The organism is Pseudomonas sp. FA117, assembly GCF_057370475.1.
This window is the reverse complement of record NZ_CM170675.1, coordinates 554,368-576,590: the sequence shown is the minus strand read 5'-3', so window position 1 is coordinate 576,590 and position 22,223 is coordinate 554,368. Positions and strand designations below refer to the sequence as shown.

16 protein-coding genes are annotated in these 22,223 nt (G+C 62.8%); 3 read left to right on the top strand and 13 right to left on the bottom strand.

Annotation, left to right across the window (positions count from 1 at the left end):
* Positions 1-73: 73 nt before the first annotated feature.
* The 5 genes from AC1TXO_RS02735 to AC1TXO_RS02715 are packed head-to-tail and all read right to left on the bottom strand — an operon-like array spanning position 74 to position 6,861.
* Positions 74-1,903: an ABC transporter ATP-binding protein gene (locus tag AC1TXO_RS02735; RefSeq protein WP_486404930.1), complete on the bottom strand. Its 1,830-nt coding sequence runs from the start codon at positions 1,901-1,903 to the stop codon at positions 74-76.
* A gap of 14 nt (positions 1,904-1,917) precedes the next feature.
* Positions 1,918-3,423, bottom strand: a complete 1,506-nt coding sequence (gene argH / locus AC1TXO_RS02730) for an argininosuccinate lyase (RefSeq protein WP_486404929.1) — start codon at positions 3,421-3,423, stop codon at positions 1,918-1,920.
* 14 nt (positions 3,424-3,437) lie between these two features.
* Positions 3,438-5,009, bottom strand: a complete 1,572-nt coding sequence (locus tag AC1TXO_RS02725; RefSeq protein WP_486404928.1) for an ABC transporter substrate-binding protein — start codon at positions 5,007-5,009, stop codon at positions 3,438-3,440.
* A 60-nt stretch (positions 5,010-5,069) separates the two neighbouring features.
* Entirely contained in the window at positions 5,070-5,930 is an 861-nt protein-coding gene (locus AC1TXO_RS02720; RefSeq protein WP_486404927.1) for an ABC transporter permease, read from the bottom strand.
* Positions 5,931-5,940: 10 nt separating this feature from the next.
* Positions 5,941-6,861: an ABC transporter permease gene (locus AC1TXO_RS02715; protein WP_486404926.1), complete on the bottom strand. Its 921-nt coding sequence runs from the start codon at positions 6,859-6,861 to the stop codon at positions 5,941-5,943.
* A gap of 187 nt (positions 6,862-7,048) precedes the next feature.
* On the opposite strand from AC1TXO_RS02715, the gene AC1TXO_RS02710 reads away from it, so the two are divergent.
* On the top strand, positions 7,049-7,945 hold the full coding sequence (locus AC1TXO_RS02710) for a LysR substrate-binding domain-containing protein (RefSeq protein ID WP_486404925.1): 897 nt from the start codon (positions 7,049-7,051) through the stop codon (positions 7,943-7,945).
* Between the two features lie 48 nt (positions 7,946-7,993).
* Here the strand turns inward: AC1TXO_RS02710 and AC1TXO_RS02705 are convergent, their stop codons facing one another.
* From AC1TXO_RS02705 to AC1TXO_RS02690, 4 genes are all read right to left on the bottom strand, one after another.
* Positions 7,994-9,325: an IS4 family transposase gene (locus tag AC1TXO_RS02705; RefSeq protein WP_486403472.1), complete on the bottom strand. Its 1,332-nt coding sequence runs from the start codon at positions 9,323-9,325 to the stop codon at positions 7,994-7,996.
* A 116-nt stretch (positions 9,326-9,441) separates the two neighbouring features.
* Positions 9,442-13,407, bottom strand: a complete 3,966-nt coding sequence (locus AC1TXO_RS02700; protein WP_486404924.1) for a hypothetical protein — start codon at positions 13,405-13,407, stop codon at positions 9,442-9,444.
* Between the two features lie 283 nt (positions 13,408-13,690).
* Positions 13,691-14,161 (bottom strand): cyanase, encoded by a 471-nt coding sequence (cynS, locus tag AC1TXO_RS02695; RefSeq protein WP_486404923.1) that lies wholly within the window; start codon positions 14,159-14,161, stop codon positions 13,691-13,693.
* A gap of 32 nt (positions 14,162-14,193) precedes the next feature.
* On the bottom strand, positions 14,194-14,853 hold the full coding sequence (locus tag AC1TXO_RS02690) for a carbonic anhydrase (RefSeq protein ID WP_486404922.1): 660 nt from the start codon (positions 14,851-14,853) through the stop codon (positions 14,194-14,196).
* 110 nt (positions 14,854-14,963) lie between these two features.
* Here AC1TXO_RS02690 and cynR point away from each other — a divergent pair, with 110 nt between their 5' ends.
* Positions 14,964-15,851 (top strand): transcriptional regulator CynR, encoded by an 888-nt coding sequence (cynR, locus tag AC1TXO_RS02685; RefSeq protein WP_486404921.1) that lies wholly within the window; start codon positions 14,964-14,966, stop codon positions 15,849-15,851.
* Positions 15,852-15,986: 135 nt separating this feature from the next.
* Here cynR and AC1TXO_RS02680 read toward each other — a convergent pair whose 3' ends face one another.
* The 4 genes from AC1TXO_RS02680 to AC1TXO_RS02665 form a co-directional block, all read right to left on the bottom strand.
* The gene (locus AC1TXO_RS02680; RefSeq protein WP_486404920.1) at positions 15,987-16,463 is read right to left on the bottom strand and encodes a nuclear transport factor 2 family protein; all 477 of its coding nucleotides are present in this window, start codon (positions 16,461-16,463) and stop codon (positions 15,987-15,989) included.
* A gap of 53 nt (positions 16,464-16,516) precedes the next feature.
* Positions 16,517-17,095 (bottom strand): TetR/AcrR family transcriptional regulator, encoded by a 579-nt coding sequence (locus tag AC1TXO_RS02675; RefSeq protein WP_486404919.1) that lies wholly within the window; start codon positions 17,093-17,095, stop codon positions 16,517-16,519.
* Between the two features lie 183 nt (positions 17,096-17,278).
* Entirely contained in the window at positions 17,279-17,830 is a 552-nt protein-coding gene (locus tag AC1TXO_RS02670; RefSeq protein ID WP_486404918.1) for a single-stranded DNA-binding protein, read from the bottom strand.
* A gap of 9 nt (positions 17,831-17,839) precedes the next feature.
* Entirely contained in the window at positions 17,840-19,234 is a 1,395-nt protein-coding gene (locus tag AC1TXO_RS02665) for an MFS transporter (protein WP_486404917.1), read from the bottom strand.
* Positions 19,235-19,363: 129 nt separating this feature from the next.
* Between AC1TXO_RS02665 and uvrA the strand changes: the two genes are divergently transcribed.
* The gene (gene uvrA / locus AC1TXO_RS02660) at positions 19,364-22,198 is read left to right on the top strand and encodes an excinuclease ABC subunit UvrA (protein WP_486404916.1); all 2,835 of its coding nucleotides are present in this window, start codon (positions 19,364-19,366) and stop codon (positions 22,196-22,198) included.
* The last annotated feature ends 25 nt before the right edge of the window (positions 22,199-22,223 follow it).

Here is a 22,223-nt window from a genome sequence, read left to right as displayed (position 1 = left end):
GGTCAATGGATGCCGCCAAGGCACCTCGGCCTCCTGTGAGTGCGGGGCGGCAGGCGTGGGGTTGATGCGGCCTTCAGGCCACCGCCGAGGTCGCCACGAAATGCCCCGGTGACACCTCCCGGTACTCCATCCCCCTGGCCTGGTAGCCCACCTCATGAATCCGGCTGGGTACCGCCTCGTTCATCAGGGTGAACGGCTGGCGCTGCACATTCATGTCTGCCGACGGCACCGCACTGAGCAAACGCTGGGTGTAGGCATGCGCGGGGTTCTCGAACACGCTGCGCCTTGGGCCGATCTCGACGATGCGGCCGTGATACATCACCCCCACCCGATGACTGACCCGCTCGACCACGGCCATGTCGTGGGAGATGAACAGGAAGGCGATACCGCGCTCTCTCTGCAAGTCCTGCAACAGGTTGATGACCTGCGCCTGGATCGACACGTCCAGCGCCGACACTGCCTCGTCGGCGATGATCAGCCTGGGCGACAGGGTCAGGGCACGGGCGATGCAGATACGCTGGCGCTGGCCGCCGGAAAACTCGTGGGGGTAGCGCTGCGCATGCGCAGCGTCCAGCCCTACCCGCTCGAGCAGTTCGGCGACCTGGCGGCGTGCGGCCTCACCGCGGGCGATGCCATGCACCAGCAGCGGCTCCATCAGGCTCTGCTCGATGGTCAGGCGCGGATTGAGCGAGGCGTACGGGTCCTGGAAGACCATCTGGACATCCCGGCGCAACGCCTTCAGTTCAGCCTTGGGCAAGCGCGCCACGTCGCGCCCCTCGAACAGGATGTTGCCACCCTGGATCGGCATCAACCCGGCCACGGCGCGGGCACTGGTGGACTTGCCACAGCCCGACTCACCCACCAGCGCCAGGGTCTCGCCGGGGTAGATCCGGAAGTCGATCGATTCCACCGCATGCACCCGCCGCTGCACCTTGCCGAAGATGCCGCCACGCAGGTCGTAGCGGATCGACAGCGCCTCGACGCTGAGGAGCGGCGCGCCCTGGTAGTCCGGGGCGTGCGGGGTTTCGGCAGCAGCTGACGGCGGCGCATCGTCGATCAGGTCGAACCGGGCCGGCAGGTCGCGGCCGCGCATCGAGCCGATCTTCGGCACCGCCGCCAGCAACGCCTGCGTGTAGGGTTCGCGTGGCGCCAGCAACAGCTCCCGGGCAGCGCCATGCTCGACGGTTTCGCCGCGCTTCATGACCATCACCTCGTCGGCCACCTCGGCCACCACGCCCATGTCGTGGGTGATGAAGATCACGCCCATGCGCAGGCTGTCCTGCAGCTCCTTGATGATCCGCAGGATCTGCGCCTGCACCGTGACGTCCAGCGCGGTGGTGGGTTCGTCGGCGATCAGCAGGGTCGGCTCGCACACCAGCGACATGGCGATCATGATCCGCTGACGCATGCCGCCCGACAGCTCGTGGGGGAAGCGCCCCAGCACCTGGCGGGCGTCGGGGATGCGCACCAGATCGAGCATGCGCAGCGCCTGGGCCTCGGCCGTGGCGCGGTTGCAGCGCTTGTGCAGGGTGATGGCCTCGACCAGTTGCGCACCGACCTTGAACACTGGGTTCAACGAGGTCATCGGCTCCTGGAAGATCATCGACATCGCCGAACCGCGCAGGCGACGCAGTTGCGCCTCGGGCGCCGCGACCAGGTCGATCACCGCCCCATCCCCCGTGCGCAGGTGCATCGAGCCGGACACCACGCGCCCACCGGTGCGGCCGATCAGGCCCATCATCGCCATCGAGGTCACCGACTTGCCGGAGCCCGACTCGCCGACGATGGCCAGGGTATGCCCGCGACCGACCTCGAAAGACACGTCGCGCACCACCGGCGCCTCGCCGTCGCTGCCGAAGGCCACGCTCAGGTTCTGTACCCGAGCGACCAGGTTTTCGTTCATCAGGATGCTCTCCTTCAATCGACGATCCGCGCGACGGCGGCGTCCAGCTCGGCGCGGGCGCCGGCCACCTTGCCCAGGTGGGTCGCGACCCACTGGCGGTCCTGCTCCAGCTCCGCTTGGGCGACTGCCAGCAGGCGGCGCACTTCGAGCGGGCCGACGCCGCCGACCGAGATACGTGTCTCGACGAAGGTGCGCGGGTTCAGGGCATCCCGCACCTGGGCATCGGTATAGCCCAGGGGCGCGCCGATGGTTTCCTCGGCGGCCTGGTCCAGTGCCGCGCCCGTGACCTGCTGCGGTATCACCCCCGCTGCCAGGCAGTTGCGCACCAGGCGCGCCACCACATGGTGGACCTGGCGGAAGCTGATGCCACGCTCGCGGACGATGACATCGGCCAGGTTGCTCGCGGTGCACCAGCTGCCGGACAGCAATTCGCTCATGCGCGCCTCGTGCACCTTCAAGGTCTCGAGGATGCCGGCAAACAGGTCGAGCATGCCTTCGGTGACCTCCAGTGCCCGATGGATCAGCGGCAGGTCACGCATGGCCTGGTCGCCCGTGCCTTCGGCACGGAAGGTCGCCAGCGCCGTGCTCAGCCAGGTCACCGATTCGCCCGCGGCCTTCTTGATGGTTTCCAGGCCCGAGGGGTTCTTCTTCTGCGGGAAGATGCTGCTGGTGCCGCAGTAGCTGTCATCGCTCTCGACCGTGGCGAACTCGACGCTCGACCAGATGTGCAGGTCGGTGGCCAGGTCGTTGAGGTCGGCCATGATGAACGACAGCGCGCCGATGGCTTCGGCTGCATACCAGGCTTCGCGGCCGAGCTTGGAGTTTTCCACCAGGCTGTCGAAGCCCAGCAACTCGGTAGTGCGGTTGCGGTCCAGCGGCCACGAGGTGCCCGCCAGGCCGACGGCCCCCAGCGGGTTGCGGTTGACCCGGGCGTAGGCCTGGGCCAGGCGGCTGAAGCTGTCGTGCAGGCGGGTGCTGAAGCTCAGCAGGTAGTGGCCGAACACCCAGGGCTGGGCGTGCTGCATGTGGGTGTAGCCGGGCATGATGGTGTCGGCATGATGCGAGGCCTGCTCGATCAGCGCGGCCTGGAAGTCGTTGATCCGCCCGAGCACCGCCAGGATGCGCTTGCGGTCGTACAGCCTGCGGACCGTGGCGCCCTGGTCGATGCGACTGCGACCGGTGTGCATCTGTCCGGCGTTGTCTTCGCCGATGCGGGCGAACAGGTAGGACTCGACCTGCAGCAGGAAGCTGCCTTTCTTCACGTCGAAGGGGAAATCGGACGCCGACAGTGCGCGGATCCTGCGCAGCTCGGCGAGGATCGACTGCCCGACCGGTCGCTCGAGAATCTGCTGCTCGATCAGCATGACGGTGTGCGCCAGGTCCACTTCGATGAACTCGTGGAACTGCCGGATCTCGGTATCCAGGGCCGGGATGTCATGGTATTTCACCATGCGCTCGGCGGCCGGGGCGCTGAGGCGGGCATCGGTCAGCAGGGTTTCGTGTGCTTGTGCTTTGGACATGGTCGTATCACCGCTCAATTCAGTTGTGCTTGCTTGAAATCGATGGTCCCTTCGTAATCCACGGCGAGACCGGTCATGCCTTTGCGCAGCCCGATGATCTGCTTCTGGTCGAACAGCGGCAGGCTGTTGGGGTCCTTCTCCCAGAGGATCTGCTGGATCTGCCCGTAGAAGGCCATGCGCTTGTGTTCATCCAGCTCGCGGGCAGCGAGCTGCAGCAGGTGGTCGACCTCAGGGTTGCTGTAGCCCGTGAGGTTCTGCGCGTCGCCCGTCACCAGCTTGCGGCGCAGGCGGATGTCGGCATCGGACAGGCCGGTACCGAGCAGCCACATGTTGGCGTCGTTGGAGCCCTTGCCAGTGCCCTTGCCCGGGTCGGGGCGGTAGAGGTTCTTCTGGTAGGTCGCCCACTCCCAGACCTTGAATTCGGTCTTCAGGCCCACGGCGTTGAGGTAGCCCTGCACCACTTCGGCGACCTGGCGGTCCTTGGTATAGCGGCCGGCCGGTGTCCACATCACCACCGTGCCGGGATAGCCACCGGGGTAGACCTGCTCGATCAGCTTGCGCGCCGCCACCGGGTCATGCTCGACCGGCTGGAACACACGCCGTGCCTGGGTTCCCTCGGGAAAAGGGCTGTCCGGCACCTTGCCGTAGCCCAGCAGCACCTTGTTCACCAGCGCATTGCGGTCGATCGCCAGGCTCACGGCCTTGCGCATGCGCACGTCGTCGAACGGCGGCCGGGTGAGGTTCAGCTCGAAGAACACCTGGAAGGTGCTGGGCACCAGCAGCAGGTCGGAGGTATTCAGTGCCTTGAGTTCGATGGCCGCTTCCGGTGACAGGTCGGCGGCGACATCGGTGTTGCGCGTGCGCAGCTCGATCACCCGCGAGGAGTCCTCGCGCACCGGGCGAAACAGGATTTTCGCGGGCTTGGCGGCAACACCGAAGAACTCGGGGTTGCGCACGATCAGCGTGTGGTCGTTGGGGTACCAGCGCTCGAAACGGTAAGGGCCGGTGCCGACAGGATGGTGGCCGTAGGCACGCCCATACTTGCGCACCGCCGCCGGGCTGCTGATCATCGACGACGGCTTGGCCAGCAGCTCGAGCATGGTCGGTGACGGGTTGGCCGTGGTGATGCGCACCTGGTCCGGCGCCAGCACATCGACAGCAACGATGTCGGTGTAGTACGAGCGGTGCGGCGAGCCGAGCTGGCCGTCGCGGATGCGGTCGAGGTTGAACTTCACGGCCTCGGCGTCGAAGGCGCTACCGTCGTGGAACTTCACCCCCTTGCGCAGGGTGAAGGTCCATTGGCGGCCGTCGTCGGAACGGGTCCAGGACTCGGCCAGGTCGGCCACCACCTGTTCGCGGTCATTGCCCTGCCAGGCCACCAGGCCGTTGAACAGGTGGTCGAGCACGTTGTAGGACGGCACGCTGCGCGAGACCGCCGGGTCCAGGGTGTCGATGTCCGAGCCCTGGACGAAGGTCAGGGTATCGAAGTCCTTGGCACCAGCCGTCAGCGGCGCGAGCACCGCGCACCCGAGGATGCCCAGCAGCAGGCTGCGGACGAGCTGTGACTTGAAGCGTGTGCGCTCCATGATCGTTCTCGCTTGATGAGGTTGGGAAAACCCGGTGCAGCCCTGCCGCACCGGCCACTGTCAGGCTTTGCGTGACTTCGGATCGATGTAGTCGCGCAGGGCATCGCCCACGATGTTGAAACTCAGGATGGTCAGCACCAGCGCACAGCCCGGGGCGATCAGCACGTAGGGGTGGGTGGTGAGCAACGGCCGCGACTCGGCGATCATCGCGCCCCACTCCGGGATCGGCGGGGGTGGCCCGAGCCCCAGGAAGCTGAGACCGGAACCGATCAGGATCGCCTCTGCCAGCGACACGGTGGCCTGGATGATCACCAGCGAGCCGATGTTGGGCAGGATGTGCACCCGCAGCAGCCTCAGGTCGCCAACCCCGATGGACTTCGATGCCAGCACGAACTCGCGCCGGGCCAGCGCCATCACCGGCCCGGCGAAGAAGCGCACGTAGATCGGGATGCTGGAGATGGCGATGGCCAGGGTCAGGCTGAGGATGCTGTTGCCTGCCACGGTGATCACCAGGATCGCCACCAGGGTGCGCGGAAAGGCGATCATCGAGTCCATCACCCGCATCACCAACCCGGACAACGGGCCGTTGTAGTAGCCGCAGGCAGCGCCCACCGCGACGCCCACCAGCATGGCAATGCCGACGCTGGCCACGGCAACGATCAGGGTGATCCGAGCGCCCCAGAGCACACGACCGAGCAGGTCGCGCCCCAACTGGTCGGTACCCAGCCAGAACTCGCTGCCCGGGGCGACCAGCGAGTGACCGAGGTTGATGCGGGTGACCGCATCCCAGTCGAACAGCCAGGGGGCGCAGACCGCCGCGGCCACCATCAGCACGATGACAGCGGTCGCGCCCAGTGCGAACCAGCGCTTGCGGGCGACGAGAAAACCGATGAAACCGATGCGCCGAAGTTTGCCAGGCATGGGGCGCACCTCAGTTGTAGGTGATGCGAGGGTCGAGGAAGCCATAAGCAAGATCCACAATCAGGTTGACGGCAACGACCAGCACGGCGAATACCAGGACGGTTCCTTGAACCACATAGATATCGCGGGCCATGATCGCATCGATGAGGAAGCGCCCCATGCCGGGCCAGGCAAATACAGTTTCGACAATTACTGCACCACCGAGCAAACGCCCGAAGTCCATGCCAAAGACAGTCACCAATGGAATGGCGGCATTGGAAAGTGCATGTTTGAGCACAACTTTATAATGCGCCACACCTTTGGCGTAGGCGGTTCTTATATAGTCTTCCTTCAATACATCCATCATCGTCGAGCGCGCCAACCGGGAGAACGTCGCCACATAAGGCAAGCCCAGTGTGATGGCCGGTAGAATCAGATGCTGCAAGCCGCCACGCCCGGTGGGTGGCAACCAGCCGAGGCTGGCGGAAAACACCGACATCAGGATCAGCCCGAGCAGGAAGCCCGGCATCGAGATGCCCAGCACCGCCAGCGTGGTCAACGAGCTGTCGAGCACGCCTCGCGGGCGCAGCGCCGCGATGATGCCCAGCGGCACACCGATGATGACCGCCAGCAGCATCCCGGCGGCGGTCAGTTCGAGGGTCGCGGGCAAGGTCCTGGCGATGCCTTCGAGCACCGGCGTGAAGGTCTGGAAGGATTCGCCCAGATCGCCCGTGGCCACTTTCCTTATATAGATCAGGTATTGCGAAACCAGCGGTTTGTCCAAACCATGGATCTGGCGGATCTGTGCGACGTCCGCTTCGGTTGCATCCGGTCCTGCCGCCAGCCTGGCGGGATCGCCAGGAATGAAGTGCAAGACAAGAAAGACAACTATGGACACACCCAATAACATGGGCAGCAGGAACAATACCCTGCGGATTGCATAGTTGAGCACGATCAGCCCCTATTGTTTTAATTAACGGCAATCATCTTCAGGTGTTGTCGCAGTGTTAAGCTGCGAACACTTGGATAAATAATCGCATGTCATGAAAACATCGCAATACGGCAACGGGTTGGACGCACATAAGGAAATGTTATGCTGCCCGCCAACGCCTGCGAGCAGCCCCTTGCCGAGACCGAAGATGAAGCTCAATCCGCGCCAGCTCGAAGCCTTTCGTACCGTCATGCTCACCGGCAGCATGACCATCGCCGCCGAAAGCCTGCGGGTCTCGCAGCCGGCAGTCAGCCGGCTGATCCGCGACCTGGAGATCGCCCTGTCGCTGCGCCTGTTCCGCCGCGAGGGCAACCGCCTGATCGCCAGCGCCGAAGCACAGTTCCTGTATGCCGAGGTCGACAAGTTCTATCAGGGTATCGAGCGCATCGAGCGCGTCGCCGAAGACCTGATGACCCTGCGCGCCGGCACCCTGCGCATCGGTTCGATGAGTGCCCTGGGGCTGACCGTGGTGGCCGAAGGCGCCCGCCGCTTCGTGCAAGACCGCCCCGGTGTGCGCACCTCGCTGGATGTGCGCAACTCCATGAGCGTGCTCGAGCTGACCTCGGCCAACCAGCTGGACATCGGCTTCGTGCAGGTGCCGGCAGGCGACTACCCGGGCCTGCAGCTGATCCACATGCCCAAGGTCGATGCCGTCTGCGTGATGCGCAGCGACGATCCGCTGGCACAGCAGCAGGTCATCAGCCTCGACGACTTGCAGGGGCGGCGGCTGATCTCCCTCAACCCCAACAATCCGCTGCAGCGACGCCTGGACGCGGCACTGGAATCACGCGGCGTGACCGGTATGAGTTCGGTGGACACCACCTCGGCGCATTTTGCCTGCAACATGGTCTCGGGGGGCTTCGGCGTGACAGTGTGCGACCCGTTCACCGCCTCGTATTCGAAGTATCCGGGGATCACCTACCGCAAGATCGAACAGTCGATCCCCTTCGAGGTATCGATGGTGTTTCCGGGGCACCAGCAGCGTTCGAAGCTGGCCTCGGATTTCATGGCCATCATGGAGAAGATCTTCAAGGCGCCGGTATGACGCAGGAAACCGGCTGACGAAAAAGCCCCGGGTTTTCCGTAATGCTGTTCACTTAAGCGGAACAGCCTTACGGTCCACCGGATACCGGGTTTTGGAAATCTTCACCGTCCTTGGCCGCCCTGGCCTTGGGCGGTGATCCAGAAACATCCCCGCGACACCTCCCCGCATCTCAGCCAACCTTCTACCTGTAGCCGATACCGGATTGGCCGCAGCCATGACGATCAACTGCACGGCGATGTACTGGCAGGCCGGCTTGAAACGTATGTCAGAAGGCGTTCGGCCAAAGGCTACAGCCGCTTGGCTAGCCTCCCGACGGATGATGTTGTAAGCCAGCAAGAGTCCCCAGACCTCCTGATAGATCAGCTCGATTTTCTTGCTGCGCAGCGTCACGGCATTCTGTTGCATGGAGCTTTTGATGTCCCGGAAACCTAGCTCGATCTCCCAGCGCTCCAGGTACAGCTCGGCTACCGCGTCTGCGCTGTAACGGTCGGCAGGCAATGAGGTGAGCAGCGATCTGACGTGCCCCTGGCTTTCATAAGTGACTTCACGCACTTCCCAGTGCGTGGGCAAATCCGGGTTTCGTTTGCGAGCCTGGGGGGAGACCTTCATGCGAACACGCCGGTCGTGCTCGCCATAACGCTCAACTTCTTCCATGACCAGATTCTTGCGAGCCGGCGTCAACCAGTGACGATTTATACCCCCTTCAGCGACGCTCAATAGCAGGTCGGCACCCCAAAAGCCCTTATCGAATAACGTGATCGAGTCATCTGGAATCTGCCCGAGGAAGCTTTCGGCCAGGCGCATTTCGCTGCCCCGGTAAGGACTGAGCTGGGCGTCGAGGATCACATGGGAGCGCACATTCATCAGCGCAACGAGGCGCAGCATCGGGAACGGTGTCTGGCGCTCGGTGCCGGTGTTGCCTGAGCCAAAATGCTCTCGCAACTCAGGTGAGTCAGGCGTTCGCATCAATGCGCCGTCCACCGCGAACACTTGTAGGCCACCCCAGTCATCACCTTCGTATCGCTCGCAGCCCCACTGCTTGGCAGTCTGGCGGAACAGCGACTCGACTGGGTCGGCACCCAGCCGTTTACGCGCCTCAGTCACGCCGCTGCGCGCTAACAACTGATCAGAAGCCAATCCTTGGGCACAGATATTCAGGCGTCTGGCCACCTCGTGCACAGGTTCATCACGGAACAAGGCCATGCCCAGCACCAACCAAAGCACCTGATCGCTCGGCAAGCGGCGCCTCCGGATGGTGGCTTGTGTCGAAAGATTAAGCGCACTGGCAACCCACTCAACAGGGATGTTCTGGGTAAAAGTGCTGAGGTCAGAGAAGTTGAAGAGATCGCCGAGGTCGAGCAACTGCTGCTGAATGGGCATAAAAAATCCGATACCAGAGGGCTGGTATCGGATTTTCTAGAAACCCCGGCTTGGACTCAAATGCTTAAGTGAACAGCATTACGGGTTTTCCGGGGCTTTTTCGTCAGCGGCGTGCCTCACCCACGCATGACCCGCCAGGCCGGCACGTCATCGCTGGGCTTGTAGGTCAGCTCGCTCTTGTCGGTCTTCTCCACGCCGATCGCCTTGAGCCAGGTGTCCAGGTCACCGGTGCTTATCTTGCCGTCACGCCGGTCGTTCTTGGCCAGGTTGTCGAGCTGGTCGAAGAAGCCCTGGTTGTCGAGCAGGAAACGCGCAGCCTGCTTCTCGGCGTCGCTGCCATCGCCGTCGGCGATCTTCTCCAGGTCCTTGCGGCTGACGATATCGTCCTTGCCGTTCCAGTCATCCCAGCGCTCACGGATAGTGTCGATGATGTCCTTGTGCTCATCGAAGAAGCCACGGCCATAGCCATCTTCGTGGGCGCCGACGATCTTCAGCCAGGTGTTGAGGTCGTCGGTGCTGACCTTGCCGTCCTGCCCGCCCTTGCCCCACTGGGTATCGAGCTGGTCGAAGAAGCCCTCGTTGTCCAGCAGGAAGCGCGCCGCGGCTTTTTCCTGCTCGCTGCCGCCGCCCTCGGCGATCTTCTTCAGATCCTTCCTGCTGACGATATCGTCCTTGCCGTTCCAGGCATCCCAGTACTCGCGGATGTCGTGGATCACCTCGCGGTTGTCCTGGTAGAACGCCTTGTCGTAGGTGTTCAGGTGCTTGTCGTCATCCAGGCGGTTGACCGACGACCCGCCCTCCTGCGGGGTTTCGCGGAAGTGATCCCACTCGTCCTTCTGGTAATCGAAGATACTCTGCCCGTCCGGCGCATCACGGCCGTCGTACTCGTAGAAGCTGTAACGGGCATATTCGAGCTTGTCGCCCCAGTCGTCCTGGGTCAGGCCGATATCGGCGAGGTCCTTGAACCACTGGCCTTCCTTGTCGGTTGCCTTCTGGCGCTTCTCATGATCGACGAAGATACCGATGATGCCGGTGATCAGGCCAAGCCCCGCCGTCACCAGGAACAGCGGCCCGGTCACCCCTGCCAGGGCACCGATGTTGGCGACCAGGCCGACCGTGCCGATCACCCCCGCGCCGAACCCTGCGGCGCCGCTGACCACCTGCAGCGCGCCGTTGGCCTTGCCCAGGGCGCTGCCGCTCTTGATCGCGTCCTTGATCGCCAGGCCGCCGACGACAATGTCGGCGATGCTCAGCAGGTCCGGGGCCACACCCAGCACCTTGGTCAGCGAGCCGCCGATCTTCGCCGCCACGCCCGGCTTGACCGGCGGCTTGTCTGGCGTGGTGAGCGCATCCTGGACAGTACGGGTATCGATCACGCTGGCCGTCGACGGGCTGTTGCGGATGGACTCGTTGATCGGATCGAGCGCTTCATCGATGACATCGGCCGGTGGCGGCGTGCGGTTGTCCAGCTCGTACATCTCGTTGATGGCCTCGCGATCCAGCTCGAAGGTATCCGGATCCGGCAGCTCCCCGCTGCCGACCGAGGCGCCGCTGCCACGGTAGTTCTCGGGGTCGTTCCAGATCTGGTCGAAGGACTGGCGGCTCGGCGGCGTGAGGTTGCGCGCCTCGAAATGCTCGACGATCCCCTCGTAGACAGAGCTGGCGATGTCCGAAGAGCTGATCGACGGCGTACGATGAGCCGAATCCTGGACGCGCTCGGTGAACTCGAACACCGAGTCGTCATCCGGGAGATCGCCCAGCCCATTGGCTGCGCGTCGCTCGCTGATGCTGTCCCTGATGATCTCGTCGGTCAGTTCCAGCCCCTGGTCCTGCGCCAGCTGCGACAGGGTCTGGTAGCGCGAGTAATCCGACGGCGGCGTTCCGCCTGCACGGGTGACGATGTCATCGAGCAACTCGCGGCTGCCGTTCTCCTCCAGCGAGCCCAGCCCCGAGCCTTCCCCGGACAGCCGGATCTCGTCCAGCACGTCGCCACCGCCGCTGTTGTGCAGCGAGCCCAGTTCGATAAGGCTGCCGACCCTGTCCGCGGCAGGCTCCGGCACTCCGGAAATACCTTTGTCGTGCAGGGCTTTCTCGATTTTCTTGCCGAGCGCGCTTTCCTTGCCCCAGATTTCCGGCAGGGTCTTGGTCAGCCCCAGCAACTTGGCAGTGTCGGTGCCGGTCATCAGGTCGAAGACCTTGGTCTTCTCGAACTGCGCGCCGGCCCCGAGGAAGCCGATGAAGTCGCGGGCGATGGCCAGACGCTCCAGCGGCTCGTCTGCCAGCTGGCCGTTCTTCGCCGACAGCGCATAGATGGCGCCGCCCAATGAGCCGAACGCCGAAACGCTGCCCAACACGCCGTACTTGTTGAGCGTGCCCACCGCCTTGGTGAAATCGTTGCTGCTGACATCCAGTGGCTTGTACTTGCCGGTGAGCTCCTCGTTGAACGCTTCCTGGGTGATCTCCCCACTGTTCAGGCGCTCGGTGAGCTTGTTGAAGTCCTCGAGCTTGGTCTTGTCGTTGAGCAGTTCATTGTAGAACTTCTCGATACTGTCTGCGACCCGACGCGGAATGTCGGCCGACTTGAGGATCGTCTTGACCAGCGCGCCGAAGTCCTTGTAGGCCAGCTCCTTGTATTCATCGGGAATCGCTCCCGGATCACCGAGCAAGGTGTCGATCTCGGCGACGATGCTGTTCTGCTGCAACTGGGCCTCGGCCTTGCGTGCCCGCTCGGGGTCGAGCATTTCGAGACTGGAGCTGAGGCCGGCGACTTCCGCCTTGGCTTCGGACTCCATGCCGTTCTGCTTCAGTTCGGCCAGGTACTTGACGTATTCCGGGCTGGTCAGAGTGTCGTAGAGCTGATCGGCGAGTTTCTCCTTGTCTTCGCCGCCGACCTTCTTGATCGCCTCATCGAGCTCGGCCTGGTACTCCTTGCCGATCTTGTCTTTCTCGCCGTCGCCATGGGTGAACAGCTCGTTGAGCAGCTTGTCCACCGAGTTGCCGTCGAGGATGTCCTGCATGTCTTCCTTGCTCAACGTCTCGCCGTCGCCGAACCTGCGCCAGGTGGCGCCTCCTTGCGGCTCTTCGATGTAAGGGGTGACACTGTGGCCACCCTCCATGGTCGCCTTGGCCTCGATCGCCTTGACCAGCTTGTAGACATCGCTGTCCTTGTCCACCTTGCCGTCATCGACCAGCTTCTTGTACTTGTCGAGCAGGTTCTTGGTGGCCAGCTCGACCACCGACATCGACTCTTTGTCGTCCTTGTCGGCCTTTTCGCCGGTCTTCTTGTTCAACAGGTCAAGGCTGTCCAGATCGGGCAGATCGTATTTGTCGCGAATCTCCTGAATCGAGCCCTGGCTCTTGTTGTAGTCGCTGCGCTTGGACGCCACGCGATCGTACATTTCCTTGTTCTCGAATTCGGACACCACGTACTTCTTGCCGTCCTTGGTCTCGAACTGGATCACCCCGTTGTCGAACTCGTCCGGCCAGCCGAAGGTGGAAATGTCGTGGTCGGCGACGTAGGTATCGGCGCCAGCGACCTCGCGGCCGGCGTCGACCCGCGCCTCGAGGGTGTAGCGCGACAGCGCCATCTGTTGCAGCGAGCTGAACAACTCCGGGGTCAGGGCCTTGGAAACCGTCACGGTTTCGCCATCCTGGATGGTGTAGGTGACCACCTCGGCCTTTTCCAGATCGCCTTTCCAGGCGAACTGCTTGTAATCGCCCCACTTCTTCAGCTCGGTATTGCGATCGGCGATGGCGTGATCGTCCTTCATCGCCTCGGCCACCTGGGCCTTCTGCCCAGGCGATTTGTTCAGGTTGTAGAGGTTGACCAGAAACTTGTACAACTCTGGATTGACCGAGCGCTCGACCACCACCCCCTTGCCATCCAGCTCATAACGGATCTTGCCGTCCAGGGCCGGCTCGACCTCGGTCCTGTCGACCGGAGGCCACTGCTCGTTGTCGGTGGCGGTGCGGTCTTCGCTGGATTTCGCATTCACCTTGGCATTGAGTACCACGCCATCGAAGCGCTTGCCGTCGGTTTCGGATCTTTCGCTGGTGCTGGGATTCAGTGGTTTCACGTTCACGGTGCGGTCCTCGCGTGGCGGTAGCGTTTGGCCAACCCCTTCGCAGATGCCATGACAGTGCGCATGCCTGATCGGGGCTACCCATGGTTCGCCCATGCCGCGTGAAATGCTGTGAAACGCTGGGAATCGATGTGAACGGTTGGGAAACTGAAGCATTTCCCGTCTAGCATGACCGGCGCCGCAGACCATGCCCCTGCTGTCCTACCGCTCCTGTCGAACCCCAATGAAAAGACCCGACGAGCCAGAGACTCATCGGGTTTTGCCGACACCTTGCCGGGTCGAATCAGAACGGTTTGGTAGGCAGGTACTTGCCATCCAGGGTGATCACCGCGCGGTGGCCACCTTCCGGGTCTTCGACTTTCTTGATGTCCAGCTTGAAGTTGATGGCGCTGATGATGCCATCCCCGAACTTCTCGTGGACCAGGGCCTTGAGGGTGGTGCCGTAGACCGACATCATTTCGTAGAAGCGGTAGATGGTCGGGTCGCTGGGGATGCCTTCGAAGAAGCTGCCGCGGATCGGCATCGATTGCAGCAGTGCAACCTGATCAGCGTCGAGGTCGAGCTTCTCGCCCACCACTTTCGCGGCGCTGGCCGGCAGTGGATGCTGGCCGAGCAGGGCCGCGGTGACGAAGGCTTCGGACAGGCCGGTGCCGTCGACGATTTCGGCGAAGGACAGATCCTTGCGGGCCTTGGCCAGAATGATGGTTTCGGTCAGTTCCTGGCGAGCGGTACGGGTGGCTTGGGTCTGGATCATGGTCAAACTCCTCGGTAGGTAAGGTGCAGGTGTCAGGCAACGTGCCTGGCCTGGTGGGAAACGGCGTGGACTTGCGGGTTTTCGGCGAGCGACACAAAGCGCCCGGCACTGCCGTCAAAGGCGTCGATCCTTCCGCTTGCGATGTCATAGACCCAGCCGTGCAGGGTCACGCGCCCCTCCTCCAGCGCCAGGCGAACGGAGGGGTGGGTCTGGATGTTGGCCAGTTGCGCGATGACGTTTTCGCGCACCATGGAAGCGACCTTGCTCGGCTGGTCGAGGTGCTGACGGGCTTCGTTGACCACCTTGGCCGAGTCGGCGTAGCGCAACCAGCCGGCGACCGCTGGCATGTGATCGAGGCACTTGCAGGTCGCGATGGCAGTCATCGCGCCGCAGTCCGAGTGGCCACAGATCACGATGTCTGCAACCTTGAGCCCGGCCACCGCATATTCGACGGAGGCCGAAACACCGCCCGGCTCCGGGCCGTACGACGGCACGATGTTGCCGGCGTTGCGGATGACGAACAGGTCGCCCGGCTCGCGCTGGGTCACCAACTCCGGCACCAACCGGCTGTCGGAGCAGGAGATGAACAGTGCCTTCGGGCTCTGCTGGCTGGCCAGGTCCTTGAACAGTTCGACCCGCTCGGGAAAGGCGCTTTGCTGGAACTTCAGAAAACCGTCGATGATCGCTTTCATGGCTGCTGTCTCAATGGCGCTGGGTGTGAGACAGAGATTAGGAAATACACAACATAAGGTAAAAGTCTGATTTATTATGTAGTGGATCAGATAATCTTATGGATTGAATCATGCTCGCTCGGCACATCCAGTATTTCCTTGCGGTCGCGCAACATCTGAGCTTCACCAAGGCCGCCGCGGCGCTGCACGTCTCCCAGCCAGCCCTTTCCCAGCAGGTAAGGCAGCTGGAGGAAAGCCTGGGGGTGCAGTTGTTCGATCGCTCAGGACGCTCAACACGTTTGACGGACGCAGGAGAGGTCTACCTGCTCCATGCACGACGTGCCGATCAGCAATTGCGGGACGCCAGACGCGCCATTCACGACGTAGGCGATCTCAGCCGCGGCTCACTGCGCATAGCGGTGACGCCGACCTTCACGACCTACCTGGTAGGGCCGCTGATCGAGGCATTCCACAGCCGCTATCCAGGCATCACCTTCAACCTGAAGGAGATCTCCCAGGAGCGCATAGAGGCGTTGCTGTTGGCAGGAGAGTTGGACGTGGGGATCGCGTTCGATGAAACAGGCTCCCCCGACATCGAGGTCGTCCCGTTGCTGAACGAAACCCTGGCCTTGGTGGTGAACCGCCGACACCGGCTGGCCGAGGCGCGGTCCATCGCATCGCAGGACCTGAGTCGCGAGTCTCTGGTCCTGCTCAGCACCGAGTTTGCCACCCGCGAGCAGATAGACCGCTACTGCCGCAGGCTGGGCATTCGACCTCAGGTGCAGATGGAAGCCAATGCCCTCGGCGCAGTGATCGAAATCGTTCGCCGGACAACCCTGTCGACCTTGCTGCCCGCCAAGATTGCATTGGCCCATGACGATCTGCTGGCACTCACCCTGGAGCCTGAACGCCTGCAGCGAACCGCCGTGCTCATGCGACGAAAGGACGCTTACTCGAGCGCAGCGGTGCAAGCGTTCATCGAACTGGCGAAAGAGATATCCACAGGGCTTGAAGCCTGAAGCGGCACACGACGCAGTGCTGCATGCCCACGACGTGATGCCCGCCAATGGCGGGCATATTCCGTTCATCGAAGCGGAACCTGAGCCAACTGGAAACCTGATCCTTCGTGCTCAAAGGATCAGGTCGAGTTTGGCTTACAGGCCCAGCTCAGTCAGGCCTGGGTGATCATCCGGGCGGCGACCCAGTGGCCAGTGGAACTTGCGCTCGCTTTCCTTGATGGGCATGTCGTTGATGCAGGCAAAGCGGCGCTGCATCAGGCCATCGGCTTCGAACTCCCAGTTTTCATTACCGTAGGAACGGAACCAGTTACCCGAATCGTCGTGCCACTCGTAGGCATAACGCACGGCAATGCGGTTGTCGGTAAAGGCCCAGAGTTCTTTGATCAGACGATAGTCCAGCTCTTTCTTCCATTTGCGGGTGAGAAAGTCCTGGGCTTCCTGGCGATTGGTCGCGAACTCGGCGCGGTTACGCCATTGGGTGTTCAGTGTATAAGCGAGTGCAATCTTTTCAGGCTCGCGGGTGTTCCAGCCATCTTCGGCGAGTCGAACTTTTTCAATCGCCGATTCGCGAGTGAACGGAGGAAGTGGCGGGCGAACTTGTGCGTTGGACATGGGGGTGCCTCCAATCTGTTGGATAACTCGGTTGAGTGAGTGTTTCTACAACGTCAAGCGTTTACGCGGTGCACGTTTTCAAGCAGTAAGCGAGCCACGGCCTTGGCGCTGTCCAGGGCTGAGTGATCACCCATGACACGGGCCACGGTAATCGTGCCCTCGATCAAGACGAACACCTGCCTGGCCAAGGTCGACGGGTCTTCGATATCCAGCTGACGGGTCAACTCCAGGGTGTAGTCGAGCAGCTTTTGCTTGTGCAGCTTTGCGATCTGCCGAACAGGATCTTCGGCATCGCCCACTTCGCCTGCAGTATTGATGAAGGCGCATCCCCGAAAGCCGTCGGACTCGAACCAGACTTTGAGAACATCGAAAATGCCGACAATACAGTCTTGTGGAGAACCCGCCTTGTTACATTCACTTTTGAACCACGCCATCCAGCGAACATCACGTGCGTTCAATACTGCGGCGGTAACATCATCCTTGTTCGCAAAGTAGCGATAAATACTCTTGCGGGCGACGCCAGAAGTCTTTACCAACAGGTCCATGCCGGTGGCATGGATACCGTTTTCGTAAATGAGCTTTTCGGCAGTCGCGAGGATTTTTTCGCGTGTATCGGTCATTGGCTTTTCCATGTAGGCAGAGTAGAACGATCGTTCTCCCCGGTCAAGCTGACTTTGCTTTTTTTATTTGCCGAGTGATCGGTGGTTGCCAGCACACGGCGTACGGGCCTGTCTCGAGCCCAGGCAAAGTCCATAAAAAAACCCGACGAGTCGAAGACTCATCGGGTTTTTTACTTGCCGCTCGAGCGGATGCGATCAGAACGGAATATCGTCATCGAAGCTGTCGAAATCGGCAGCCGGCTGCGGGGCCTGCTGCTGTGGCGCCGGACGTTGTTGCGCCTGCTGTGGGCGCGGTGCCTGCTGGCGAGGCGCCTGGTTGTACTGCTGCTGACCGCCGCCCTGGTTGCCACCCTGGTTGTAGTTGCCGCCACCCTGGTTGTACTGATCACCGCCCTGGTTCTGCGGACGGCCGCCCAGCAGCTGCATGGTGCCCTGCATGTCGACGATGATCTCGGTGGTGTAGCGCTTGATGCCGTCCTTTTCCCACTCGCGGGTCTGCAGCTTGCCCTCGATGTAGCACTGCGAACCCTTGCGCAGGTATTCGCCGGCGATCTCGGCGACCTTGCCGAACAGCGAGACACGGTGCCACTCGGTGCGCTCGACCTTCTGCCCCGACTGCTTGTCGGTCCACTGCTCGCTGGTGGCCAGGCTCAGGTTGGTCACGGCGTTACCGTTGGGCAGGTAGCGGACTTCGGGATCCTGGCCGCAAGTACCAACCAGAATGACTTTGTTAACCCCACGGGCCATAACGTTCTCCTAGGCTTCGCACGCCGACGGGGCTGGGTTCACCAGACGCTCGAGGGTCGCGCGGTCCAAAATTTTCGTATCCAGTTTGATATAGATGGCGGCTTCTTCTGCCACCACCACGGCGTCGGTCACACCCGGCACAGCCAACAGGCGCTCGGTCAATCCGGCTTCCCGAACCGCCTCCGGTGTCAGCGGCATGCGCAGGCTGGTGACGTACGGCGGTTCGTTCATGCCCAGGGCAGATACCAGCCAGATACCACACAGTACAGCACATCCCAGGAACACCATGCCCAGGCCACCGTGCTGGTACAACCAGCCACCGATGATTCCTCCCAGCGCGGCACCCAGGAACTGGCTCGTGGAGTAGACCCCCATGGCCGTTCCCTTGCCGCCAGCGGGCGACACCTTGCTCACCAGCGAAGGCAGGGATGCCTCCAGCAGGTTGAAGGCAGTAAAGAATATCACGGTGCCGGTCACCAGTCCGCGCAAGTTGTCAGCCCATTGCCAGAAGAACACCTCGATCAGCAGCAGCACAGTGACCGCACCAACCAACACGCGTTTCATCTTGCGCTTCTTTTCGCCGTAGATGATGAACGGCACCATTGCAAAAAATGAGACGAGCAGCGCGGTCAGGTAGACCCACCAGTGCTCCTCCTTCGGCAAGCCGCCCCGCTCGACGAAGGCCAGCGGCAAGGCCACGAAGCTGGCCATGAGGATCGCATGGAGGATGAAGATGCTCAGGTCCAGGCGCAGGAGGTCCGGATTGCGCAGGGTCGGGCCGAGCGCCTGGCGTGCGACACCGGACTCGCGGTGCTGCAGGGCACTGTGCGCGCTGGGCACGACGAACGCGATGAGGCCGATGCCGACCACGGCAAGTCCTGCGGTGGCGAGGAACAATCCTGACAAACCAAAGGCGCTTGTCAGCAGCGGCCCTATGACCATGGCCACCGCGAACGACAGGCCGATGCTCATGCCGATCATGGCCATGGCCTTGGTCCGGTGCTGCTCGCGAGTGAGGTCGGAGAGCAAGGCCATGACCGCTGCGGAAATCGCCCCGGCGCCCTGCAGGATACGTCCTGCGATCACGCCCCAGATCGAGTCGGCCTGGGCGGCCAGCAGGCTGCCCAGGGCGAAGATCACCAGGCCCAGGTAGATCACCGGCCGGCGACCGATGCGATCGGAGATCACCCCGAACGGGATCTGCAGCACCGCCTGCGTCAGGCCGTAGGCACCGATGGCCAGGCCGATCAGCGCGGGCGTGGCCCCTGCCAGGTCCATGCCATAGGTGGCCAGCACGGGCAGGACCATGAACATGCCCAGCATACGAAAGGCAAAGACCAGGGCAAGGCCGCCAGCGGCGCGGGTTTCGCTGCCACTCATGCGCTCGTTGTGGGTGTCGTGCATGGATAAACCTCGTGTGAACCGGCGGCGATTCTATCAGTCCGACGGCTAGACGGCATATACGCGACGCTTTGCCGCGTGGTGGCAGCGCGCCGTATACTTCCTTGTTTATGCCCGCCAAGCGAGGCCGTAGTGGACAAGATCCTGATCCGTGGGGCACGTACCCACAACCTGAAGAACATCGACCTGACCCTGCCCCGGGACAAACTGATCGTGATCACCGGTCTGTCCGGTTCCGGCAAGTCGTCCCTGGCCTTCGACACCCTGTACGCCGAAGGTCAGCGTCGCTACGTCGAGTCGCTGTCGGCCTATGCCCGGCAGTTCCTGTCGATGATGGAAAAACCTGACGTCGACACCATCGAAGGCCTGTCGCCGGCCATCTCCATCGAGCAAAAATCGACTTCGCACAACCCGCGCTCGACGGTTGGCACCATCACCGAGATCTACGACTACCTGCGCCTGCTCTACGCTCGCGTCGGCACCCCGCGCTGCCCGGACCACGACATTCCGCTGGAGGCGCAGACGGTCAGCCAGATGGTCGACCTGGTGCTCGAGCAGCCCGAGGGCAGCAAGCTCATGCTGCTGGCACCGGTGGTACGCGAGCGCAAGGGCGAGCACCTGGCGGTGTTCGACGAACTGCGCGCCCAGGGCTTCGTCCGCGCACGCGTCAACGGCAAGCTGTACGAGCTCGACGAGCTGCCCAAGCTCGACAAGCAGAAGAAGCACAGCATCGACGTGGTGGTCGACCGCTTCAAGGTGCGCAACGACCTGCAGCAGCGTCTGGCCGAGTCCTTCGAGACCGCCCTCAAGCTGGCCGACGGTATCGCCCTGGTGGCACAGATGGACGACGAAAGCGCCGAGGACATGATCTTCTCCGCCCGTTTCGCCTGCCCGATCTGCGGCCACGCGATCAGTGAGCTGGAACCGAAGCTGTTCTCCTTCAACAACCCGGCCGGGGCCTGCCCGACCTGCGATGGCCTGGGAGTGAAGCAGTTCTTCGACACCAAGCGCCTGGTCAACAACGAGCTGACCCTGGCCGAGGGCGCGATCCGCGGCTGGGACCGGCGCAACGTCTATTACTTCCAGATGCTCGGCTCACTGGCCGCGCACTACGGCTTCAGCCTGGACGAGCCGTTCGGGCAGCTCTCGGCGGAGCACCAGAAGGTGGTCCTGCAGGGCAGCGGCAAGCAGAGCGTCGACTTCAAGTACCTCAACGACCGTGGTGACATCGTCAAGCGTTCGCACCCCTTCGAGGGGATCGTGCCGAACCTGGAGCGTCGCTACCGCGAGACCGAGTCGGCGACCGTGCGCGAAGAGCTGGCCAAGTTCCTCGGCACCCAGCCGTGCCCGGACTGCCGCGGCACCCGCCTGCGTCGCGAGGCGCGCCATGTATGGGTCGGCGAGAAGACTCTGCCGGCGGTCACCAACCTGCCGATCGGCGATGCCAGCGAATACTTCGCGGCCCTCACCCTGACCGGCCGGCGCGGCGAGATCGCGGCAAAGATCCTCAAGGAGATCTGCGAGCGCCTGCAGTTCCTGGTCAACGTCGGCCTGGACTACCTCACCCTCGACCGCAGTGCCGAGACCCTGTCGGGCGGCGAAGCGCAGCGCATCCGCCTGGCCAGCCAGATCGGCGCCGGCCTGGTCGGGGTCATGTACATCCTCGACGAACCCTCGATCGGCCTGCACCAGCGCGACAACGACCGCCTGCTGGCCACCCTCAACCACCTGCGCGACCTGGGCAACACGGTGATCGTGGTCGAGCACGACGAGGACGCCATTCGCCTGGCCGACTATGTCGTCGACATCGGTCCGGGTGCCGGTGTGCATGGCGGGCAGATCGTGGCCGAGGGCTCGCCCCAGGAAGTCATGGCCCATCCCGATTCGGTGACCGGCATGTACCTGTCCGGGCGCAAGAAGATCGTCGTGCCGGCCAAGCGTACGCCTCGCAACAAGAAGCTCTCGCTCAAGCTCAAGGGCGCACGCGGCAACAACCTGCAGAACGTCGACCTGGAAGTGCCGATCGGCCTGCTGACCTGCGTCACCGGTGTCTCCGGCTCGGGCAAGTCGACGCTGATCAACAACACCCTGTTCCCCCTCGCCGCCACCGCACTCAACGGCGCCAGCAGCCTGGAAGCGGCAGCGCACACCAGCATGGACGGCCTGCAGCACCTGGACAAGGTGGTCGATATCGACCAGAGCCCGATCGGCCGTACACCGCGCTCCAACCCGGCCACCTACACCGGGATCTTCACGCCGATTCGCGAACTGTTCGCTGGCGTGCCGGAGTCGCGCTCGCGCGGCTATGGCCCGGGGCGGTTCTCGTTCAACGTCAAGGGCGGGCGCTGCGAAGCGTGCCAGGGCGATGGCCTGATCAAGGTGGAAATGCACTTCCTGCCGGATATCTACGTGCCGTGCGATGTGTGCAAGAGCAAGCGCTACAACCGCGAGACGCTGGAGATCAAGTACAAGGGCAAGAACATCCACGAGGTCCTGGAAATGACCATCGAGGACGCCCGTGAGTTCTTCGATGCCGTGCCGGCGCTGGCGCGCAAGCTGCAGACGCTGATGGATGTGGGGCTTTCCTACATCAAGCTGGGGCAGTCGGCGACCACGCTGTCCGGCGGTGAAGCGCAGCGGGTGAAGCTGTCGCGCGAGCTGTCCAAGCGCGATACCGGCAAGACCCTGTACATCCTCGATGAGCCGACCACCGGCCTGCACTTCGCGGATATCCAGCAATTGCTCGACGTGCTGCATCGCCTGCGCGACCACGGCAACACCGTGGTGGTGATCGAGCACAACCTGGATGTGATCAAGACCGCCGACTGGCTGGTGGACCTGGGGCCGGAAGGTGGCTCCAAGGGCGGCCAGATCATTGCCAGCGGCACGCCGGAGGAACTGGCCAAGATGAAGCAGTCGTACACCGGGCATTACCTGAAACCGCTGCTGGAGCGGGATCGGGCGTAAAAACGATGGGGGCGCAAAAAGCGCC